This is a genomic window from Pseudomonas salicis, assembly GCF_057128705.1.
On sequence record NZ_JBSKHU010000001.1, the window covers coordinates 135415 to 151961 of the forward strand.

The 16547-nt window shown below is 60.8% G+C and carries 15 protein-coding genes; 10 read left to right on the forward strand and 5 right to left on the reverse strand.

The annotated features are described in order from the left end of the window. Positions 1 to 53 precede the first annotated feature (53 nt). On the reverse strand, positions 54 to 1277 hold the full coding sequence (phnA, locus tag ACWKWE_RS00630; RefSeq protein WP_483849265.1) for a phosphonoacetate hydrolase: 1224 nt from the start codon (positions 1275 to 1277) through the stop codon (positions 54 to 56). Between the two features lie 155 nt (positions 1278 to 1432). Between phnA and ACWKWE_RS00635 the strand changes: the two genes are divergently transcribed. The 3 genes from ACWKWE_RS00635 (at position 1433) to ACWKWE_RS00645 (ending at position 5646) form a co-directional block, all read left to right on the forward strand. Further along, the gene (locus ACWKWE_RS00635) at positions 1433 to 2320 is read left to right on the forward strand and encodes a LysR substrate-binding domain-containing protein (protein ID WP_483849266.1); all 888 of its coding nucleotides are present in this window, start codon (positions 1433 to 1435) and stop codon (positions 2318 to 2320) included. A 205-nt stretch (positions 2321 to 2525) separates the two neighbouring features. After that, on the forward strand, positions 2526 to 2930 hold the full coding sequence (locus ACWKWE_RS00640; RefSeq protein WP_483849267.1) for a hypothetical protein: 405 nt from the start codon (positions 2526 to 2528) through the stop codon (positions 2928 to 2930). Positions 2931 to 3069: 139 nt separating this feature from the next. Next, complete coding sequence (locus tag ACWKWE_RS00645; RefSeq protein ID WP_483849268.1) at positions 3070 to 5646, forward strand: bifunctional diguanylate cyclase/phosphodiesterase; 2577 nt, start codon at positions 3070 to 3072, stop codon at positions 5644 to 5646. 9 nt (positions 5647 to 5655) lie between these two features. Here the strand turns inward: ACWKWE_RS00645 and ACWKWE_RS00650 are convergent, their stop codons facing one another. Further along, positions 5656 to 6558 (reverse strand): LysR family transcriptional regulator, encoded by a 903-nt coding sequence (locus ACWKWE_RS00650; RefSeq protein ID WP_483849269.1) that lies wholly within the window; start codon positions 6556 to 6558, stop codon positions 5656 to 5658. A gap of 87 nt (positions 6559 to 6645) precedes the next feature. Between ACWKWE_RS00650 and ACWKWE_RS00655 the strand changes: the two genes are divergently transcribed. The 7 genes from ACWKWE_RS00655 (at position 6646) to ACWKWE_RS00685 (ending at position 12852) form a co-directional block, all read left to right on the forward strand. Beyond that, positions 6646 to 7770, forward strand: a complete 1125-nt coding sequence (locus ACWKWE_RS00655; protein ID WP_483849270.1) for an alanine racemase — start codon at positions 6646 to 6648, stop codon at positions 7768 to 7770. Between the two features lie 58 nt (positions 7771 to 7828). Continuing rightward, positions 7829 to 9124, forward strand: a complete 1296-nt coding sequence (locus tag ACWKWE_RS00660; protein WP_483849271.1) for a dicarboxylate/amino acid:cation symporter — start codon at positions 7829 to 7831, stop codon at positions 9122 to 9124. A gap of 13 nt (positions 9125 to 9137) precedes the next feature. Continuing rightward, complete coding sequence (locus ACWKWE_RS00665) at positions 9138 to 9536, forward strand: RidA family protein (protein WP_483849272.1); 399 nt, start codon at positions 9138 to 9140, stop codon at positions 9534 to 9536. Next, positions 9533 to 10213, forward strand: coding sequence for an HAD-IA family hydrolase (locus ACWKWE_RS00670; protein ID WP_483849273.1), 681 nt, complete (start codon positions 9533 to 9535; stop codon positions 10211 to 10213). The genes ACWKWE_RS00665 and ACWKWE_RS00670 overlap by 4 nt, the downstream gene beginning before the upstream one ends. Positions 10214 to 10414: 201 nt before the next feature. After that, the gene (locus tag ACWKWE_RS00675) at positions 10415 to 10576 is read left to right on the forward strand and encodes a hypothetical protein (protein ID WP_483849274.1); all 162 of its coding nucleotides are present in this window, start codon (positions 10415 to 10417) and stop codon (positions 10574 to 10576) included. A 112-nt stretch (positions 10577 to 10688) separates the two neighbouring features. Next, positions 10689 to 11585 carry a LysR family transcriptional regulator gene (locus ACWKWE_RS00680; RefSeq protein ID WP_166595555.1) on the forward strand — a complete coding sequence of 299 codons (897 nt, stop codon included), beginning with the start codon at positions 10689 to 10691 and terminating at the stop codon, positions 11583 to 11585. Positions 11586 to 11745: 160 nt separating this feature from the next. Continuing rightward, a complete protein-coding gene (locus tag ACWKWE_RS00685; protein WP_483849275.1) occupies positions 11746 to 12852 on the forward strand; it encodes an alkene reductase in 1107 nt (368 codons plus the stop codon). Between the two features lie 248 nt (positions 12853 to 13100). Here ACWKWE_RS00685 and ACWKWE_RS00690 read toward each other — a convergent pair whose 3' ends face one another. The 3 genes from ACWKWE_RS00690 to ACWKWE_RS00700 form a co-directional block, all read right to left on the reverse strand. Continuing rightward, a complete protein-coding gene (locus ACWKWE_RS00690) occupies positions 13101 to 14093 on the reverse strand; it encodes a zinc-dependent alcohol dehydrogenase family protein (RefSeq protein ID WP_483849276.1) in 993 nt (330 codons plus the stop codon). Between the two features lie 76 nt (positions 14094 to 14169). Continuing rightward, entirely contained in the window at positions 14170 to 15381 is a 1212-nt protein-coding gene (locus ACWKWE_RS00695) for an MFS transporter (protein WP_166595379.1), read from the reverse strand. A 42-nt stretch (positions 15382 to 15423) separates the two neighbouring features. Then, positions 15424 to 16539 carry an alkene reductase gene (locus tag ACWKWE_RS00700; protein ID WP_483849277.1) on the reverse strand — a complete coding sequence of 372 codons (1116 nt, stop codon included), beginning with the start codon at positions 16537 to 16539 and terminating at the stop codon, positions 15424 to 15426. Between the last annotated feature and the right edge of the window lie 8 nt (positions 16540 to 16547).

The window sequence follows — 16547 nt, forward strand, 5'->3', positions numbered from 1 at the left end:
TTTAGGCGAAGGGGCGGCCTGCAATCCGGACGGCGCCCCTCATTGTTTTGCTGTTACGCAAGGTGGTTCAAGGCGAGGTCGATGATGTCGAAGTTGCGCAGACGTCCTTTCTTGACAAGTCCCGTCAGGCGGCGATTGAAGATCAACGGTACTTTCTGCTCGGATACGCCGCCGTGGGAACGAAGCGGTACAGTCAATCCCGTCAAATCGTGTTTGTCGGCGGCGGTCCCCAGCACAGTCAGGCGCTCTCCCACGACCACCAGATCGCCAATCCGGTCCCCTGGCAGTTCGAATCTTTCGCAGGCTTGGGCACGTGTCAGCACTTGCTCAACCCCGGAGATGGAAGACAGAAACGCTGCCAACGCTTCATGGCGGTCGGCATTTCTGACATACACGGTGGCGAACGATCCCAGCGCGCCGTGGTGGACGACATAAGGGTCAGTGATGGGCAGGAGTACTCGCGCTTCTTCAGATCCAAAATGTGCATCGAGCAGGTCTTGCAAATACAAAATATTGGGTCGCCCAATGGCGTCGGTCTTTGCATTCATCCCATGATCGGCAGTGATGGCAACGACAGCACCTTCGTCGTGATAGCGTTTGAAATAACTGTCCATCATTGCGTAGAACTGATTCGCTTCGGGTGTTCCAGGTGCGTGCTTATGCTGCACGTAGTCAGTGGTGGAAAGGTACATGAAGTCCGGCCGTTCTTTGGTCAAGAGGGCGAGGCCCGCCGCAAATACGAACTCTGAAAGTTGTGCGCTATAGACCGAAGGCACCGGCATGCCAACCCGCTCCACAATGCCTTCGATGCCGTGCTCCTCAAGGTTGACCTGGTCGGCTTTTTCAGCCGAAAAACAAATGCCTTCCAAGCGATGTCCGAGAAGACTGCGTAACTTGTCTTTTGCCGTCACGACTGCCACTCGCTGACCGGCCTTCGCCATCTCGGCCAGTACAGTAGGTGCACGCAAGTATTTGGCATCGTTCATGAGCACTTCTTCTTGAGTGTCCAGATCAAAGAAGAAATTGCCGCAGATCCCGTGAACCGAAGGCGGCGCTCCCGTCACGATGGACAAGTTATTGGGATTCGTGAAAGACGGAATCACGCAGTCGCCCGTCAATACGGTTCCGAAATTCGCCAACTCGGCAAGAAAGGGAGCATGGCCGGACTGTATGGCCTGGTTAATGTATTCCTGCTCGCACCCGTCAACGCAAATGACGATAGTTGGGGTCGTGGGCAGACGATAATCTCGCGAATTGACGGTGATGGTCTGTGTCATGGTCAGGCCTATAGTGGGTTTTTTAAAATGGCGCCTGGATAACCGCTGCGCCTGAACGCACTTCAGGTTTCAGAGATGCGTGAAGTCACCGTAAAATGCGTGCTCTCCTCACACAATCGAATTAAAGTATCGAACCCTGTGCGCGAGACTCACACATGAGACAGAAACTGCCGCCTCTGCATGCGCTTAAAATCTTTGAGGTCGCCGCTCGAGCGGGCAGCTACACCGCGGCTTCCAAAGAACTCAATTTGACCCACGGGGCGGTGAGCCGACAGATCGCTGTTCTGGAGGATTGGCTTGGCCAGCCACTTTTTGTGCGGGAGGGGCAGAGCATGGTCGCGTCTTCCCACGCACGTGCGCTTGCGAGAGAGATCAGCGCTGCGTTCGATCACATCTCGGATGCGGCCGAACGCTACGGCAAGAGCCAACAGCTGAAGGTTATTCGCGTCAGTGCGCCCGCGACATTCGCGATGCGCTGGCTCATTCCGCACTTAAACGCGTTCGCCGAGCGATGCCCTGGCATCGACGTGAGGGTTTCGACCGTGCTGTCCACGCAGCCGATGCTGAGCGGAAGTTTCGACGTCGCCATACGGAGGGAACCCTTGAACGCGGGGCAGTACCAGGTGCTCCCGTTGTTCAGCGAAACCAACACGATCATTGCCAGCCCGTCACTCCTCGCACGCCGAGGGATCATCGACGTCGAGCAATTGGCCGAAGAGACGTGGCTGACCACCGAGACTCGGCCTGGCGACTGGGAAGCGTGGACGCGCGCGACCCATCATTCAGCGCTCAGGGCCAACAGGATGCTTCGCTTCGATCACTATTTCGTCACGTTACAAGCGGTGATGGACGGCTTGGGATTTGGTATCGGGCCCTTTCCGACATTGGCCATCGAGTGCGTGAACGGTCGCCTCGCGCAGCCATTTCCCTCCCTCTGCGTCCCGGGCTCTAAATACCATGCGATGGTGCCGCTCGATGCCGATAAACCTGCGCATCTGCGCGCGTTCCTGGACTGGTTGCAGTCAGTTTGCCCTGAGCTCTGATCCGGCTGACACCGATTACGCAAACGCCGCCCGGCAGGCGATCAGTCCGTCAGGTGGAGCGTGCGCAGGTTGGACTTTACTGGCTTCCCGGGCAGGTTGAGCGGTTCGGCAATCCGCACGATGCCTCATCCGCGCGTCTTCAATAGTCGCCTGCGCACGGAAACCTCTACACTGCTCGTCTCAACGATCAAGAGCGTCCCACGCGATGCGTTTTTTCCCCCTCTTTTTATTGATCCTGCCTTCCCTCGCTGCTGCGCTCCCGGCCCTGAAAGACACTGAACTGTTCAGCAGCAAGGCGACGGACTGTCACGATGTGGACCTCGGGACATGGCAGCACCCGGCCCGCGCTGTCTTGGAGAAACATGACATCAAGCTGGAACGGGTTCAGCTGTGCAACGGCGGTCACTACCCGGTGTTCACCGGGGAGGTGCCGTACGATCCGACGGGACAGACCAAAGACTATTTCCTTCCGCTGTATCAGGAAATGAGGAAGGCGAACGGAAAATGGCCGTACGCAATCGTGGCCACCAGTGACGATATCGTGGTGTACGTCAGCTACCCGGCCAGTGACGGGATTTCGCTGGACTACGAGCAATTTGCTGCGCCGTAGGCGAGGATCGATTCACCTCTTGTTCAAGCATTCCTGCACTGGCACATTTTGCGGCTATCCATCCTGTCCCCTAATAATCGCCACGGCGCGGCCGATAGCCTGACGACAACCTTACGTCAGTGTCTAGCGATGATCCTTTATGCCTGAACCTTCCACCGCCATCGCCAGCCCAGTGCCGCGCCGCTCAAGTGTGAGCATCATTCGGGCCTCTGTGCTCAAATTCGTCGGCCTGCTGACGGGGGTGTTTCTCCTTGCCGGTTATCTGGTGCTGTATCTGGCCCATGACCTGGATCGCAACGAGGAAACCGAAAGCGCGTTTTATACCCAGAAAGCCGTGCGAGCCCTCGAAAAATCCATAGCCGCCACGGTCAAGGATTATGCGTTTTGGGGCGATGCCTATAAGCATCTGCACACTAGGATCGATACCGATTGGGCCTACGTGCGGCAAAACGTCGGGCCCACGCTTTATGCCGACTTTGGATTCAGGGGCATATTCGTCGTCGACGCCGCTGACCACACCGCGTATTCCGTCGTCGATGGGCAGCTGTCGTCGGTCGACGCTTCCACTTGGCTGAAGCACGGGCTTCCCGACCTCTTGACTCAAGCGCGGGCGGGCGCTGAAGCCGAAACCCCTACGACCCTGTTCGCCAACATCGACGGTCGACCCGCGCTGGTGGGGGCTGCAGCGATCACCCCCGGCACAGACCCGACCGTGACACCGGATGACGGGCCGCCTTCGGTATTGATCTTCGTCGACATCCTCGGAGACGACAGGTTGGGCACGCTGGGCAAAGATTACGGCGTGGATGAGTTGCGCATCGCCACGGCCGCCGAACTTAACGGGCCGTCGGTCTTCGTGTTGGGTGAAAACGGGGTGGCGGGGAGCTTGCACTGGAATCCGCCGAAACCGGGCGAACGCCTGCTTGGCCTCGGCTTGCCCTTGATCGGTATTGCCGCGTTGCTGGTGTGCCTGATGGCGTGGGCGATATTGCGTCGCACGACGGCGAGCGCCCGGGCGCTGGATGCCAGTTACCAGTCTTTGCAAAGCAGCCAGTCGGCGCTGGCGATCAGCGAGGCACGCTTTCGGGACGTCGTCGAAGCCAGTTCCGATTGGATCTGGGAGATCGACCATGCGGGCCGCTTTACGTACTTGTCTGAGCGATTCGAAAGTGTGACCGGTCTGACCCGGCCCGAGTGGCTCGGCGCACCCATGGATCAACTGCTGTGCACGGAACTGGGCACAGTGAGTCAGTGGCTGAGCATCCCCAATCGACGGCCGGACATCAGCGTTCAGTGCCGATACGTGGACACCCAAGGGCAGGAGCGCATTACCCGCTTGTCTGCCCGGGCGATGGCCGACCAGGGATTTCGCGGCACTGCGACAGATGTCACGGAAGAAGTCGAGTCCCGTCGGCGCATCGAATTTCTGTCTCAACACGACTCACTCACGGGACTGCCAAACAGAACCCGGCTCAGAGAGTTCCTCGATGGCAAGCTCAAGACGCGACCCACAGCCGAGCGGCCGCTGGTCATGCTCAGTCTGGACCTCGACCGATTCAAATCGGTGAATGATCTGCTGGGCCACGCTGCAGGCGATGCGGTATTGAACGAAATCTCCAGTCGGCTGGCCAACCGTGTTCGCCATGGGGATCTGGTCGCGCGTATCGGCGGCGACGAATTCGTACTGATATTGACGGACCTCAAGGGTCAAGACGAAGTAGAAATGCTCTGTCAGCGCCTGATTGAATCGATCGAAAGTCCGATTCGGATCGGCGAGCAGGAGGTCTTCGTCGGTGCGAGTATCGGTATCGCGATGGCGCCCACGGACGCCACCGAAGCCACCGAGTTACTTCGCTACGCCGATATCGCGCTGTACGAGGCCAAGTCGGGAGGGCGGAACACATGGCGATTTTATGCCGGCGACATGAACTCGAAGATTGTCGAGCGCCGTCGCCTGGAGAGTGACCTGCGTTTCGCGATCAAGCATAGCGAGCTGCGCTTGCATTTTCAGCCGCGCTTTCGCATTGCCGATGGGAAAATGGTGGGCGCTGAAGCGTTGGTTCGTTGGCAGCACCCGGAGCGTGGCTTGATCCCCCCTGACACGTTCATTCCGATCGCTGAAGAAACCGGCTTGATCCTGGCATTGAGCAACTGGGTCATGGAGACCGCTTTTCAGTACGCCTCAACCTGGCCTGATCAGTTGTTCGTGTCGGTCAACCTGTCTCCGTCCGAGTTCAAGCGCGGCAGTCTGGTTGAGCGTGTGCAACGGGCCGTGCAGCAGTCGCGAATCGAGCCGGGTCGGGTAGAACTTGAAATCACTGAAAACGTCATGTTGGACGATGCGCCCGGTGCGCTGGAGATCATGCGAACGCTGAAACGCCTGGGCATTCGTATCGCCATGGATGACTTCGGCACCGGGTATTCATCACTGAGCTACCTGCGCACTTTCCCGTTCGACGGGCTGAAGATCGACCGCAGCTTTTTGTCTCGGTTGACCGCTACCGAGGACGACCGGCCTGTGATCGAAGCGATCGTCGGGCTGGGTCACGCGCTTTCTCTGACCGTGACAGCCGAGGGGATAGAAACGCCAGAGCATCTCGAATTGTTGCGGTCCGTACTCTGCGATGAGGGCCAAGGCTACTTCCTTAGCCGCCCCCTGGATATAGAGGGTTTCAGCGCTCTGATCCGGGTCACCGAGACCACCGGCGAAACCTGAAGGGCACCCTTACCGCCAAGGCGGACTGGGCCGAAACGATTCTTGAAGGAAACGCATGAAGTTGCGCGTCCGCTCCGGCAGTCCCTCTCGCTGATGGGTCAGCGCCACGACGTCGGCATCGGGCAGTTTCCATCCCGGCAGCAAGCGCACGAGCGAACCGTCTTTCAAGGCATCGGCCACATCCCATTCTGAGCGGAGGATGACGCCGAGCCCCTCACACCCCCATTGCCGGATCACATGGCCGTCGTTGCTGCTCAGGGACGGCTGGATGCGCACGCTCTGGGTGTTTCGCCCTCGGGTGAAATGCCAGAGCGTGACGTCTTCGTTGTTTTCCCGCAGGGCGATGCAGGGCAGTTGAGTCAGGTGTTCGGGGCTTTCGACAGGGCCGTGACTGGCGAGGAAAGCGGGGGAGGCGCAGACGAAGCGGCGGTTCGGGGCCAGCGTACGACAGACCAGGTTGGACACGCCAAGCTGGCCGATATGGATGACCACGTCGAAGCGATCAGCCGCTTCCAGCATGGGCTGATCCGACAGGGTCAAGGCGATCTCGACTTCCGGGTGCAGCTGTTTGAACGCGGCAACCGACGGTGCTACGTACGCTCTGCCAAAGCCGAAAGGGGCGTTGATTTTCAGTTTTCCGACAAATCCCCGGCGTCGTTCGTGCAAGTCTTCCAGCAGGGTATCGAACTGCTCAAGCAGCTCGGCGCCCCGCACGCACAAGAGTTCGCCTTCGTCGGTGAAGCGCAGTTGACGGGCGGAACGGTCCACCAATCGTACGTCGAGTTTCTTCTCCATCTGCTGAAGGCGCTGACTAACGGCAGATGGCGTCAGGCCCAGTTTTCGGGAGGCCTCCAACAGGCTTTTGCTTTCACGAATCACCAACAAAAAGCGAATTTCAAGGGCGTCTGTCATTAAGAATTACTGAATCATAGAGTTAATGAGATTAACGTTCACGACGGTTTTGACGGCTTAGAATAGCGCCATTACCGGAGAGAACCTATGGCTGAACTACCTGAAACGCCCTTGCTGTTACTGGACCGTGAACGACTCGACGCCAACATCTTGCGCATGCGCAGCGCATTGGCGCCCCACAACGTCACCTTGAGACCCCACGTCAAAACCAATAAATGCCTTGAGGTCACCCAGCGTTTCTTCGCTGACGGCAAAGGGCCCATCACCGTCTCTACGTTGCGTGAGGCGGATGTGTTCTTCGCCGCAGGCTTCACCGACATCTTGTATGGCGTCGGTATCGCGCCCAACAAATTTGAGCACGCGGCAGGGTTGCTGGCGCAAGGGGCAGACCTGAAGCTGGTGCTGGACAATTTGGAAAGCGCGCGGCTCCTGGCGGATTACGCCCGCTCAAGCGTGCAGCGGTTCAATGTGCTGTTGGAGATCGATTGCGACGGGCACCGTTCAGGCATCCCGCCGGACTCCCCTGTGCTGGTCGAGATTGCACGCGTGCTCGAAGGCAGCGGCGTGACGGTGGGCGGCGTGATGACCCACGCGGGCAATTCTTATGACAGCCGATCAATTGCCGAGATCGAAGCCTTCGCCCGACAAGAGCGCGACGCGGTGGTGGAAGCGGCCCAGCGGTTGCGCGACGCCGGATTCGAGCTTTCCGTGGTCAGTGTGGGCTCGACGCCCACGGCACTGTTCACTCAGGGTCTGAGCGGGGTCACCGAAGTGCGCGCAGGGGTGTTTGCGTTCTTCGATCTGGTGATGGCCGGGCTGGGGGTTTGCAGGGTGCAGGATATTGCCGTCTCGGTGCTTGCGACCGTCATCGGTCATCAGCCGGAGAAAGGCTGGGTCCTGATCGATGCAGGCTGGATGGCGCTGTCTCGCGACCGTGGCACGGCCAAACATCCTGTGGATCAAGGTTATGGCGTCGTCTGCGATGTGTCAGGCCAGCCGTTGGGCGACCTGATCGTGACGGCCGCGAATCAGGAGCACGGCATCATTTCGTCTTGCTCGGGGCATCTCGACAACTTCACCGCTCTGCCGGTGGGCACACAGCTGCGCATCCTGCCCAATCATGCGTGCGCCACCGCCGCGCAGCATGCTGGCTATCACGTCCTGAGCGAGGGACGCCGCCTCGGTTACTGGCCCCGCATCGCGGGTTGGTGAACAGCCTTTTCTTCTCACTGCCGCCTATTAATCTCATAACAGTAAGGGCGTTAAACCTATGAAAAATCTTTCAGTCTGGATCGTGATCGGGATGCTGCTGGGCGCCGCCATTGGCGGTTTTCTGCACCCCGTTTTGAGTGAGTCCACCGCACAGATCGTGGTGTCCCAGTACTTGTCGATACTGACGGACCTGTTCTTGCGAGCGATCAAAATGATCATCGCGCCGTTGGTCTTTTGTGGCCTGGTGTCGGGGGTGGCCAACTTGCAGGACACACACGCCATTGGCCGTATGGGGCTGCGTGCGCTGGCCTGGTTTCTGTGCGCGTCGTTCATCTCCCTGCTGATCGGCATCCTGGCGTGCAATCTGCTTGATCTGGGCGGCGAGATGGCGAGTCACCTGCCCGTAGCGGCGGAGAGTTCAGGCATCAACGTTGCGCCTTTCAACCTCAAGTCCTTCATCACAAACATCGTTCCGCAGAGCGTGATCAGTGCGATGGCCAGCAACGATATTTTGCAGATTGTGCTCTTTGCATTGCTGTTCGGTGTTGCCACGGCGGCGGTTGGCGGGCCGTTGAAAGTCAGGGTCTTGGAACTGACGGATGCGGTCTTTGACATCATGTTGAAGCTCACGGGTTACATCATGTGGTTGGCACCCCTGGGCGTCGGGGCCGCGCTGTGTTCCATCGTCACGACCCGTGGGCTCGGCGTGTTGGCGACCTACGGAAAATTGTTGGGCGGCTATTACTTCGCGCTGTTTCTGCTGGCATTGCTGTTGATCGGGGCAGGGCGGGTGATTCTGGGACCTCGGGTTTTTCACCTCTTGAGGCTGATTCGTGATCCGCTGCTGATCGGCTTTTCGACGTCCAGCAGTGAGGCGACATTCCCCAAGACCATCGAGCAATTGCAGCGTTTCGGGGTGTCGCGTCGGGTGTCCGGGTTCGTGCTGCCGTTGGGGTATTCGTTCAATCTGGACGGCGCGATGCTTTATCAAGCCTTTGCCGTCATTTTCATCGCCCAGGCGTTTCATATCGACATGACGTTCACCCAGCAGGTCGGGGTGCTGCTCGTGATGCTCTTGACCAGCAAAGGCATGGCTGGCGTTCCCCGTGCTTCTCTGGTGGTGGTCGCAGCCTCGTTGCCTTCGTTGGGCTTGCCAGCCTCCGGTTTGTTGCTGCTCCTGGGCATCGATCCGTTCTTCGACATGGGCCGTACCGCGATCAATGTGCTGGGCAACAGCATCGCCACGGCGTCAGTGGCGAAATGGGAGGGTGACCGTGGCGCCGAAACCGAGCCAGTACCGTCGCCTGTCGGGCGGCCAGTGGGTGCGCCCATCGAACCTCTTTCCAATGCATGAAGGGAGAACATCAATGAAAACGGTCACGTCATCGCAACTGCCTGCGCCGGGCGGGCACTACTCGCAAGGGGTCGTCGCGGGAAACCTGTTATTCGTTTCCGGGCAACTGCCTTTCGATCCTGCGTCGGGCACGTTTGCGGAAGGCATCGACGCTCAATTCCTTCAAGCCATGGCAAACGTCGAAGCGGTACTGGTTGCGGCGAATGCCACCTTGGCGAGTCTGGTAAACGTGCACATCTTCCTCTCGGATGTCGCGCACTGGACCACCGTAAACCAGCACTACGCACGGTTGCTGGGCGACCACAAACCCGCACGGGCGATCATTCCGTGCGGTGAACTTCACTACGGTGCCTTGGTGGAAATCACGGCCATCGCTGAACTCATCAACCCTGCACAGGAATCCCTGCCATGAATACGATCCTTGATCCACGCCTACAACCTCTCCAGCCCTCAGCGCCGGTTGAGCTGGTGTTGTTTGATTTGCTGACCGCCTTGCTGGATTCCTGGACCTTGTGGAATACCGTGGCCGGTTCTGCGGGAAGGGGGCGGACGTGGCGTATGGCCTATTTGAAAGCGACCTACGGCTGTGGCAGCTACAGGCCTTATGAAACGCTGGTTGAAGAGGCTGCCATAGAGGTCGGTTTGGGGCCGCAGGCCGCGTTGAGTCTAGAGGCGCGTTGGGGGGAGTTGCAGCCGTGGCCAGAAGCCAAGGCGGTGTTGGCCCAGCTCCAGACGCGTTACAAGCTGGGGATCGTGACGAACTGTTCGGAGAGGCTGGGCCGGATGGCAGCGGACCTGCTGGACGTGCCGTTTGACGTGATCATCACGTCGGAACAGGCCGGTTTCTATAAACCCGACCCGGCGCCGTATCGGCTTGCGCTGGAAGTGGCGGGCGTCGCCCCCACCAACGCGGTCTTCGTGGCGGGTTCTGCCTACGATCTGTTTGGCACGGAAAAGGTCGGCCTGCCGACCATCTGGCACAACCGGATCGGTTTGACGGCTCCCGACGGGGCGCCCGCGCCTTTGATCATGAGGCCGACGCTGGAGACGCTGGCGTCAGATATCGCGAGCCTGGCAGGAGAGGATTAAGAACGCTACCGGGCGGCAGTGCGTGCTCGGAGCTGACGTGCGTGGCAGAGCCAGGTGGTTCGGCGAGCAAGCGCTGGTCGTTAACCGCCAATGGCCAGGCATTTTCCCGTTCCCGTCCGCTCCAGAATCCGGGTGACGTCGTTGGAAGCGACCCTGGCCAGCGGAGTCGCAGGATTAGGCATCATCATCGCGTAGAAATGGATGTGCCGCGCCTTTCTCGCGGACGGCTCACTCGTCCGACTTCTTCCGGATTACCGCCTGGACGCGGTGGACGTCCACGCGGTCTTCCTGAAAGGCCGCGTGCCGTCCAGCAAGGTGCGGATGTTCACCGAATTTCTGATCGAGGTGCTGGCGAAGGCTTGAGGCTGACGGTCGATGGCATCGATTTCCGCAATGCGGACGCTCCATCGATCCGGATATGGGCATAACATGGCGCCATGTCATCTCTTCACTCACACGAGAACCCCTCACCATGCTGGACAGCCTCAGCGGCATCATGGCCTTCGTGCAGGTCGCGGAAACCCGGAGCTTTACCGAAGCCGCCCGTTTGATGGAGATTTCATCTTCGGCGGTGGGCAAGAGTGTGTCGCGCATGGAAGAGCGCCTGGGTGTGCGGCTGTTTCACCGCAGCACCCGCAGCGTCACCCTGACCGCCGAGGGCGAACTGTTTCTGGAGCGTTGCAAACGCATCATTCAGGAGGCTGAGCAGGCGGAAATCGAACTGTCGCAGTTGGCGGACGAGCCGCGGGGCAAGTTGCGCATCAGTGTGCCGTTGCAGAACACGCTGATCTTTCCATTGCTCACCGGCTTCATGGCGGCCTACCCGCAGATCGAGCTGGACGTGGACCTGTCCGACCGCATGGTGGACGTGATCGAAGAAGGCTTCGATGCCGTGGTGCGCACCGGGCAGCCGTCGGACTCACGACTGATGGCGCGCAAGCTGGGCGAATACAAACTCGAACTGGTGGCGTCGCCGGAGTATCTCGCCCGCCGGGGCCGACCGACCCACCCGGATCAACTGCGCAATCATGCGTGCCTGCTGCATAAATTCCCTGCCAGCGGTTCTCTTGAGCGCTGGCCGGTACGCGATCCGGACGCGGACAGCGACCCGGAACTCGGCCGGGTCATCGCCTGCACCACCACCGACGCGCTGACCCACATGGCGCTGGAAGGGCTGGGGATTGCGTGTCTGGCAGACTTCTCGACGATTCAGGCGCTGCGCGATGGCAAGCTTGAACGCGTGCTGCCGGAATTCACTGATCATCGAGGCTCGCTGTGGATGCTGTGGCCGTCGAGCCGCAACGCCACGCCGAAGCTGCGGGTGTTTATCGACTATTTCAAACAGCACATCGCGACGGTAGAGCAGCCCTGACGCGACGAAAGGGGATTACAGCCGAATAGTCCGAATTGTTGTGACGGTTGGGCTGTTTATCTCGTTCGGGAAAAGCCTTGTACTAGCCGCCAGTGCCCAGGCCTGGAAGCGTTGGCTTTCGGGCGGGCAAGCGTCTTTTCCCTATCCGAACGAGGCAATCATGTCCAAGCTCCATACCCCGGTCACCGTCGGCCCCTTCACGTTTTCCCACCGTGTCGTGCTGGCACCCCTGACCCGCATGCGTGCCGAAGAGGGCGCCCGTCCCGGCGCCTTGATGGCTGAGTACTACGCACAGCGCGCTTCCGAGGGCGGCTTTCTCATTGGCGAAGCGACCATCGCGGCGCCCAACGGCAACGGCTATCTCGGCGCGCCAGGCCTGTTCGATGACAGCCAGATCGCCGGCTGGAAACAGGTCACCGACGCCGTCCACGCCAAGGGCGCAAAAATCTTCCTGCAGCTCTACCACGCCGGTCGCCAGTCCAACAGCGAAGTGCAGCCCCACGGCAGCATCCCGGTCGGGCCGTCGGAAGTGCCCCACGGCGGGGTCGCTTACACCCAGAAAGGCTGGGTGCCGAACACCCCGAACCGCGCGCTGACCGTCGAGGAAATCGCTGAACTGGTCGAGAGCTTCCGCACCGCCGCCGAGCGTGGCGTGAAAGCCGGTTTTGACGGCGTCGAACTGCACGGCGCCAACGGTTATCTGGTGGATCAATTCCTTCAGGACAACAGCAACAAACGCACCGACAACTACGGCGGGTCGTTCGAAAACCGTGCGCGGTTTCTGCTGGAAGTGACGAACGCGCTGATCTCGGTCTGGGGTTCGAACCGCGTGGCCGTGCGCCTTGGCCCAAGCGGCACTTGGGGCGACATGGGCGATGCCGATCCGGAAGGGCTGTTCACTTACGTCGCCCAGCAACTGGCGCCGCTGAACCTGGCGTATCTGCACCTGATCGAGCCGCGCATCCTGGGCAACGTGGAAGATGAAAACGCTGACCCGGCGCCTGTTGCGGCACAGATGATCCGCAAGCATTTCCCGGGCGTGATCATCGCGGCAGGCGGTTTCGACGGCGAAGGCGCCGAAGCGATCATTCGGGCGGGCGATGCGGACCTGGTGGCGTTCGGTCGCCACTTCATCGCCAACCCGGACCTGCCGGAAAGACTGCGTCTCAAACGGCCACTGAACGCCTACGACCGTCCGACCTTCTTCGGCGGCACGGAAGTCGGCTACATCGATTACCCGTTCTACGAAGCAGCCGCCGTGGTGTGACAGCCAAGCGGTGCAATCGAGCCGACAGCGATCCTTCGCTGTCGGCTTTTTTGTGGGCACGGCCCGCGGCCAGATGCGAACTCGACTTCGACGCGACCCGCTTCTGCCCGAAGGGCGTAGGAGCAAGCTTGCTCGCGATCGGCTGCGGAGCAGTCGCAAATCCGGTGTCTGCGGTCTGTCTGGCACAACGCCCAATAAAAAGCCCGATGGCAAGCATCGGGCGTTGAGGGGGGAGGCGAGACGTCGCTTCAGTTCACAGTCACCACGATACGGCCAAGGTGCAGGTTCTTTTCCAGCTCACGGTGCGCCTCGATCATCTCGTCGAAGGTGAAGGTCTTGGCGATGACGGTGTGCAGCGCGCCGGACTTCAACCCCGCGAACACGTACTCGGTGGCCTTGCGTTGACGCTCCGGGTCGGTGGTGGTGCCAAACAGGTTGTAGCCGCGAATCACCGGGGTCTTGGCGATGACCGTCAGCAGCGGCAAAGGCGTGATGTCTTCGCTCAAGGCTCCGTAGATGAACATGGTTCCGCCGACGCGCAAAGCCTCCAACAGTTTCGGGAAGGTGGCGCCGCCGACAGGCTCGAACACGATGTCGGCGCCGCGACCCTCGGTGATGCGGTTGACCGCGTCCACCAGGTCTTCTTCGTCGGTCACGATCACGTGGCTCGCACCGGCTGCCAGCAGTTGTTCGCGCTTGGCGCGGGTGCGGGTCAGTGCGACCGGAATGCCGCCCGCCGCCCGCACCACTTGCAAGGTGCCGAGGCCTACGGAGCTGGACGCGGCCGGTACGAGCACGACGTCGCCCGCTTTGAGCAGGTCGTTTTCGATCAGTGCGCCATAGGGCGTGATGAACACGTTCCAGATGGCCGTGGCCTGTTCGTACGACACTGATTCCGGCAGTTTGACCACGGCGTGGGCGGGCGCCAGGACTTCTTCGCCGTACATGCCGTAATCGTTCAGCGAGAAAGACGGGACGGTGCTGACCCGTTCACCGACCGCGACGTGTTTGACGTCGGCACCGACGGCGATGACGACTCCGGCAGATTCGTAGCCCAGACGGGCGGGGAGGTGGACCGGCTCAACGTAACTGCCTTGCCGCCACATGGATTCAGCGCGGTTCAAGCCGATGGCATGAACCCGGAACAGCACTTCGGTCGCGGCCGGTGTCGGGGTTTCGATGGTTTGATACCGCAGCACGTCAGGGCTGCCGTATTCGGTGAAATGGATGATGCGAGGCATGGGAATCTCCAGGGAAAGACAGCGTAGGAAACAACGGTGCCCTCGGGAGAGGGCGATGACGGGAAAGGTGTGTGCCTCAGACGGCACACACCAGGGCTGCACTGCTCGACATTTTTCGCCGGATCAGCAGGTGCAGCATCAGACCGGACAACTCACAGGCCGCCGCGACCCAGCCCAGTGCGGTCACCGAGGCAAAACTCAGTGTCAGCGAACCGAGGGCGGCGCCCAGTGAAAAACCCAGGTACATGAATGAGGCGTTGAGGGACAGCGCGATGGGCGTTCCTTTGAGACCGGCGATGCCGATCAGGCCCGCTTGCTGCGCCGGGTAAAACGACCAGTGGGCAACGCCCCATACCAGCACCCCGACCACGACCGGGACCAGCGCCTGATCGGCAGAAAACGTGTCGACGCTCAGGGAAAGGATCACGAACGAAGCGATCATCGCCGTCAGGCAATAGGGGATGACCCGGCGCGCGCCGAGGCGATCCACCAGCTTGCCGCCGACGATCACACCCACGCCCGCCGCGACACCCCAGGCGAAGAACACGTACCCGACTTGCGCGCCAACCAACCGCGTCGTGTCGGTGATGAACAACGCCAGGTAGGTGTAAACGGTGTACGCACCCGTCGCCCAGAGCGTGGTCACCCACAGGCTGAGCAGAATGACCGGACGGCGGGCCGTGTCGAGTCGGTCGCGCAGTGAAGCCACCGGCAAGCCCTGACCGATGGCCGCAGGCAGCCCGATGATCAGGCCAAGACTGGCCAGTGCGGACAGCGCCGCCACCCCGGCGAAGGTCATCCGCCAGCCGAGGTGTTCCCCGACGATGGCGCCCAGCGGCACCCCGAACGCGACGGCGAGGGTGATGCCGCCGTTGACGATGGCCAGCGCCGTGCCCCGTTTGTCGGGACCGGCAATCGCACCGGCCAGCGCATTGGCCCCCGGCACGAACAGCCCTGCTGTGAACGCCAGCAACACTCGGGCGAACATCAGCACCCAATAATTGGGGGCCACGAAGGCAATCAGGTTGGCGAGGGTGAAGCCAATCATCGTGAAAATCATCAGCGTTCGGCGGCTGAACCGGCCCGTCAACGCCGTAAGGATCGGCGAGCTGAAGGCATACGCCAGCGCAAAGACCGTCACCAGTTGTCCGGCGGCGACGACGGTCGTCGCCAGGTCGGCGGCAATGTCCGGCAACAGCCCCGCGAGCATGAAACTCTCGGTGCCGACGGCGAAGGTGCCCAATGCCAGCCAATACAAGGGCACGAGTGAAATCGACGGGGTATTCATCGGTGTGATCCTCCTGACAGTGAAGCGCTGATGACGCAGCGGTCAGCGCGGGGTTTGTTCAGCGGCGTATTCGGGAAAGTCGTTGTAGTCCTGGGCCGTGCCGCCCCAGAACGCATCACGCACGTAAGGTGTGAGCGGCCAGTCGTGGCGCAGGCGTTCGGGCAGGTCCGGGTTGGCGCTGAAGTGACGACCGAAGGCCACCAGATCTGCCGCCCCGGATTGCAGAATGGCTTCGGCACCGCCGCGATCGAAGCCGCCCGCTGCGATGATCGGACCGTCGAAAAACGGTCGCAGAAAGGCAGCCGCCACGGGTGGACGGTCAGGCTCGATTTCATCGGTGCCCTTGATGCGCGGTTCGATGACGTGCAGGTACGCCAGGCCGTATGCATTCAGTCGCCGCACGAAATACTCGAAAGTGGCTTCCGGGTTACTGTCAGAAATCGAGCCCCATTGGCCGCTCGGCGACACGCGCACGCCGACCCGGTCCGCACCCCAGACCGACACCAGCGCGTCGAGCACCTGCAACGGGAAGCGCACGCGGTTTTCGAGGGAGCCTCCGTATTCGTCTGTGCGCTTGTTGGTACCGTCCTGCAGAAAGGTGTCCAGCAGATAGCCGTTGGCATTGTGCAGCTCGACGCCATCGAAGCCCGCATCCAGCGCACGTTGGGCGCTTTCTCGATAGCTTTCGATCAGCGCGGGCAACTCGTCTTTTTCGACAGCGCGGTGAGGCGAAGCTGGCACCCAACCGTCCTGAGTGAAGGCGTTGGTCTCGAACGGCACGACCGAGGGCGCAATCGGCGGCTTGCCGTTGCTCAAGTCGCTGTGGGACTGACGGCCGTCATGGCCGAGTTGCAAGAACACGACGCCGCCCTTGGCGTGCACAGCCTCGACGATGGGTTTCCAGGCGTCGCGATGGGCGTCGGTGTAAATGCCCGGCGCACCGAGGTAACCCCGGCTGTCCACCGAGGGGTGGGTTGATTCGACGATCAACAGGCCGCCTTGCGAGGCGCGTTGCTCGTAGTAGCGCAGCATCATACGGCTCGGGCTGTCGTCGCGGTCTGCGCGCAGTCGGGTCATGGGCGCGTGCACCACGCGATGGCTGAGGCGATGGGGGCCGACAACGGCGTCCGATAACAGCTTCAATGGTGAAGAGGCCATGGTTGTAT

What these genes read in the sequence shown, in the direction of transcription:
- phnA (WP_483849265.1), bottom strand. Translation starts at nt 1,277, where the DNA reads ATGACACAGACCATCACCGTCAATTCGCGAGATTATCGTCTGCCCACG.
- ACWKWE_RS00635 (WP_483849266.1), top strand. Translation starts at nt 1,433, where the DNA reads ATGAGACAGAAACTGCCGCCTCTGCATGCGCTTAAAATCTTTGAGGTC.
- ACWKWE_RS00640 (WP_483849267.1), top strand. Translation starts at nt 2,526, where the DNA reads ATGCGTTTTTTCCCCCTCTTTTTATTGATCCTGCCTTCCCTCGCTGCT.
- ACWKWE_RS00645 (WP_483849268.1), top strand. Translation starts at nt 3,070, where the DNA reads ATGCCTGAACCTTCCACCGCCATCGCCAGCCCAGTGCCGCGCCGCTCA.
- ACWKWE_RS00650 (WP_483849269.1), bottom strand. Translation starts at nt 6,558, where the DNA reads ATGACAGACGCCCTTGAAATTCGCTTTTTGTTGGTGATTCGTGAAAGC.
- ACWKWE_RS00655 (WP_483849270.1), top strand. Translation starts at nt 6,646, where the DNA reads ATGGCTGAACTACCTGAAACGCCCTTGCTGTTACTGGACCGTGAACGA.
- ACWKWE_RS00660 (WP_483849271.1), top strand. Translation starts at nt 7,829, where the DNA reads ATGAAAAATCTTTCAGTCTGGATCGTGATCGGGATGCTGCTGGGCGCC.
- ACWKWE_RS00665 (WP_483849272.1), top strand. Translation starts at nt 9,138, where the DNA reads ATGAAAACGGTCACGTCATCGCAACTGCCTGCGCCGGGCGGGCACTAC.
- ACWKWE_RS00670 (WP_483849273.1), top strand. Translation starts at nt 9,533, where the DNA reads ATGAATACGATCCTTGATCCACGCCTACAACCTCTCCAGCCCTCAGCG.
- ACWKWE_RS00675 (WP_483849274.1), top strand. Translation starts at nt 10,415, where the DNA reads ATGTGCCGCGCCTTTCTCGCGGACGGCTCACTCGTCCGACTTCTTCCG.
- ACWKWE_RS00685 (WP_483849275.1), top strand. Translation starts at nt 11,746, where the DNA reads ATGTCCAAGCTCCATACCCCGGTCACCGTCGGCCCCTTCACGTTTTCC.
- ACWKWE_RS00690 (WP_483849276.1), bottom strand. Translation starts at nt 14,093, where the DNA reads ATGCCTCGCATCATCCATTTCACCGAATACGGCAGCCCTGACGTGCTG.
- ACWKWE_RS00695 (WP_166595379.1), bottom strand. Translation starts at nt 15,381, where the DNA reads ATGAATACCCCGTCGATTTCACTCGTGCCCTTGTATTGGCTGGCATTG.
- ACWKWE_RS00700 (WP_483849277.1), bottom strand. Translation starts at nt 16,539, where the DNA reads ATGGCCTCTTCACCATTGAAGCTGTTATCGGACGCCGTTGTCGGCCCC.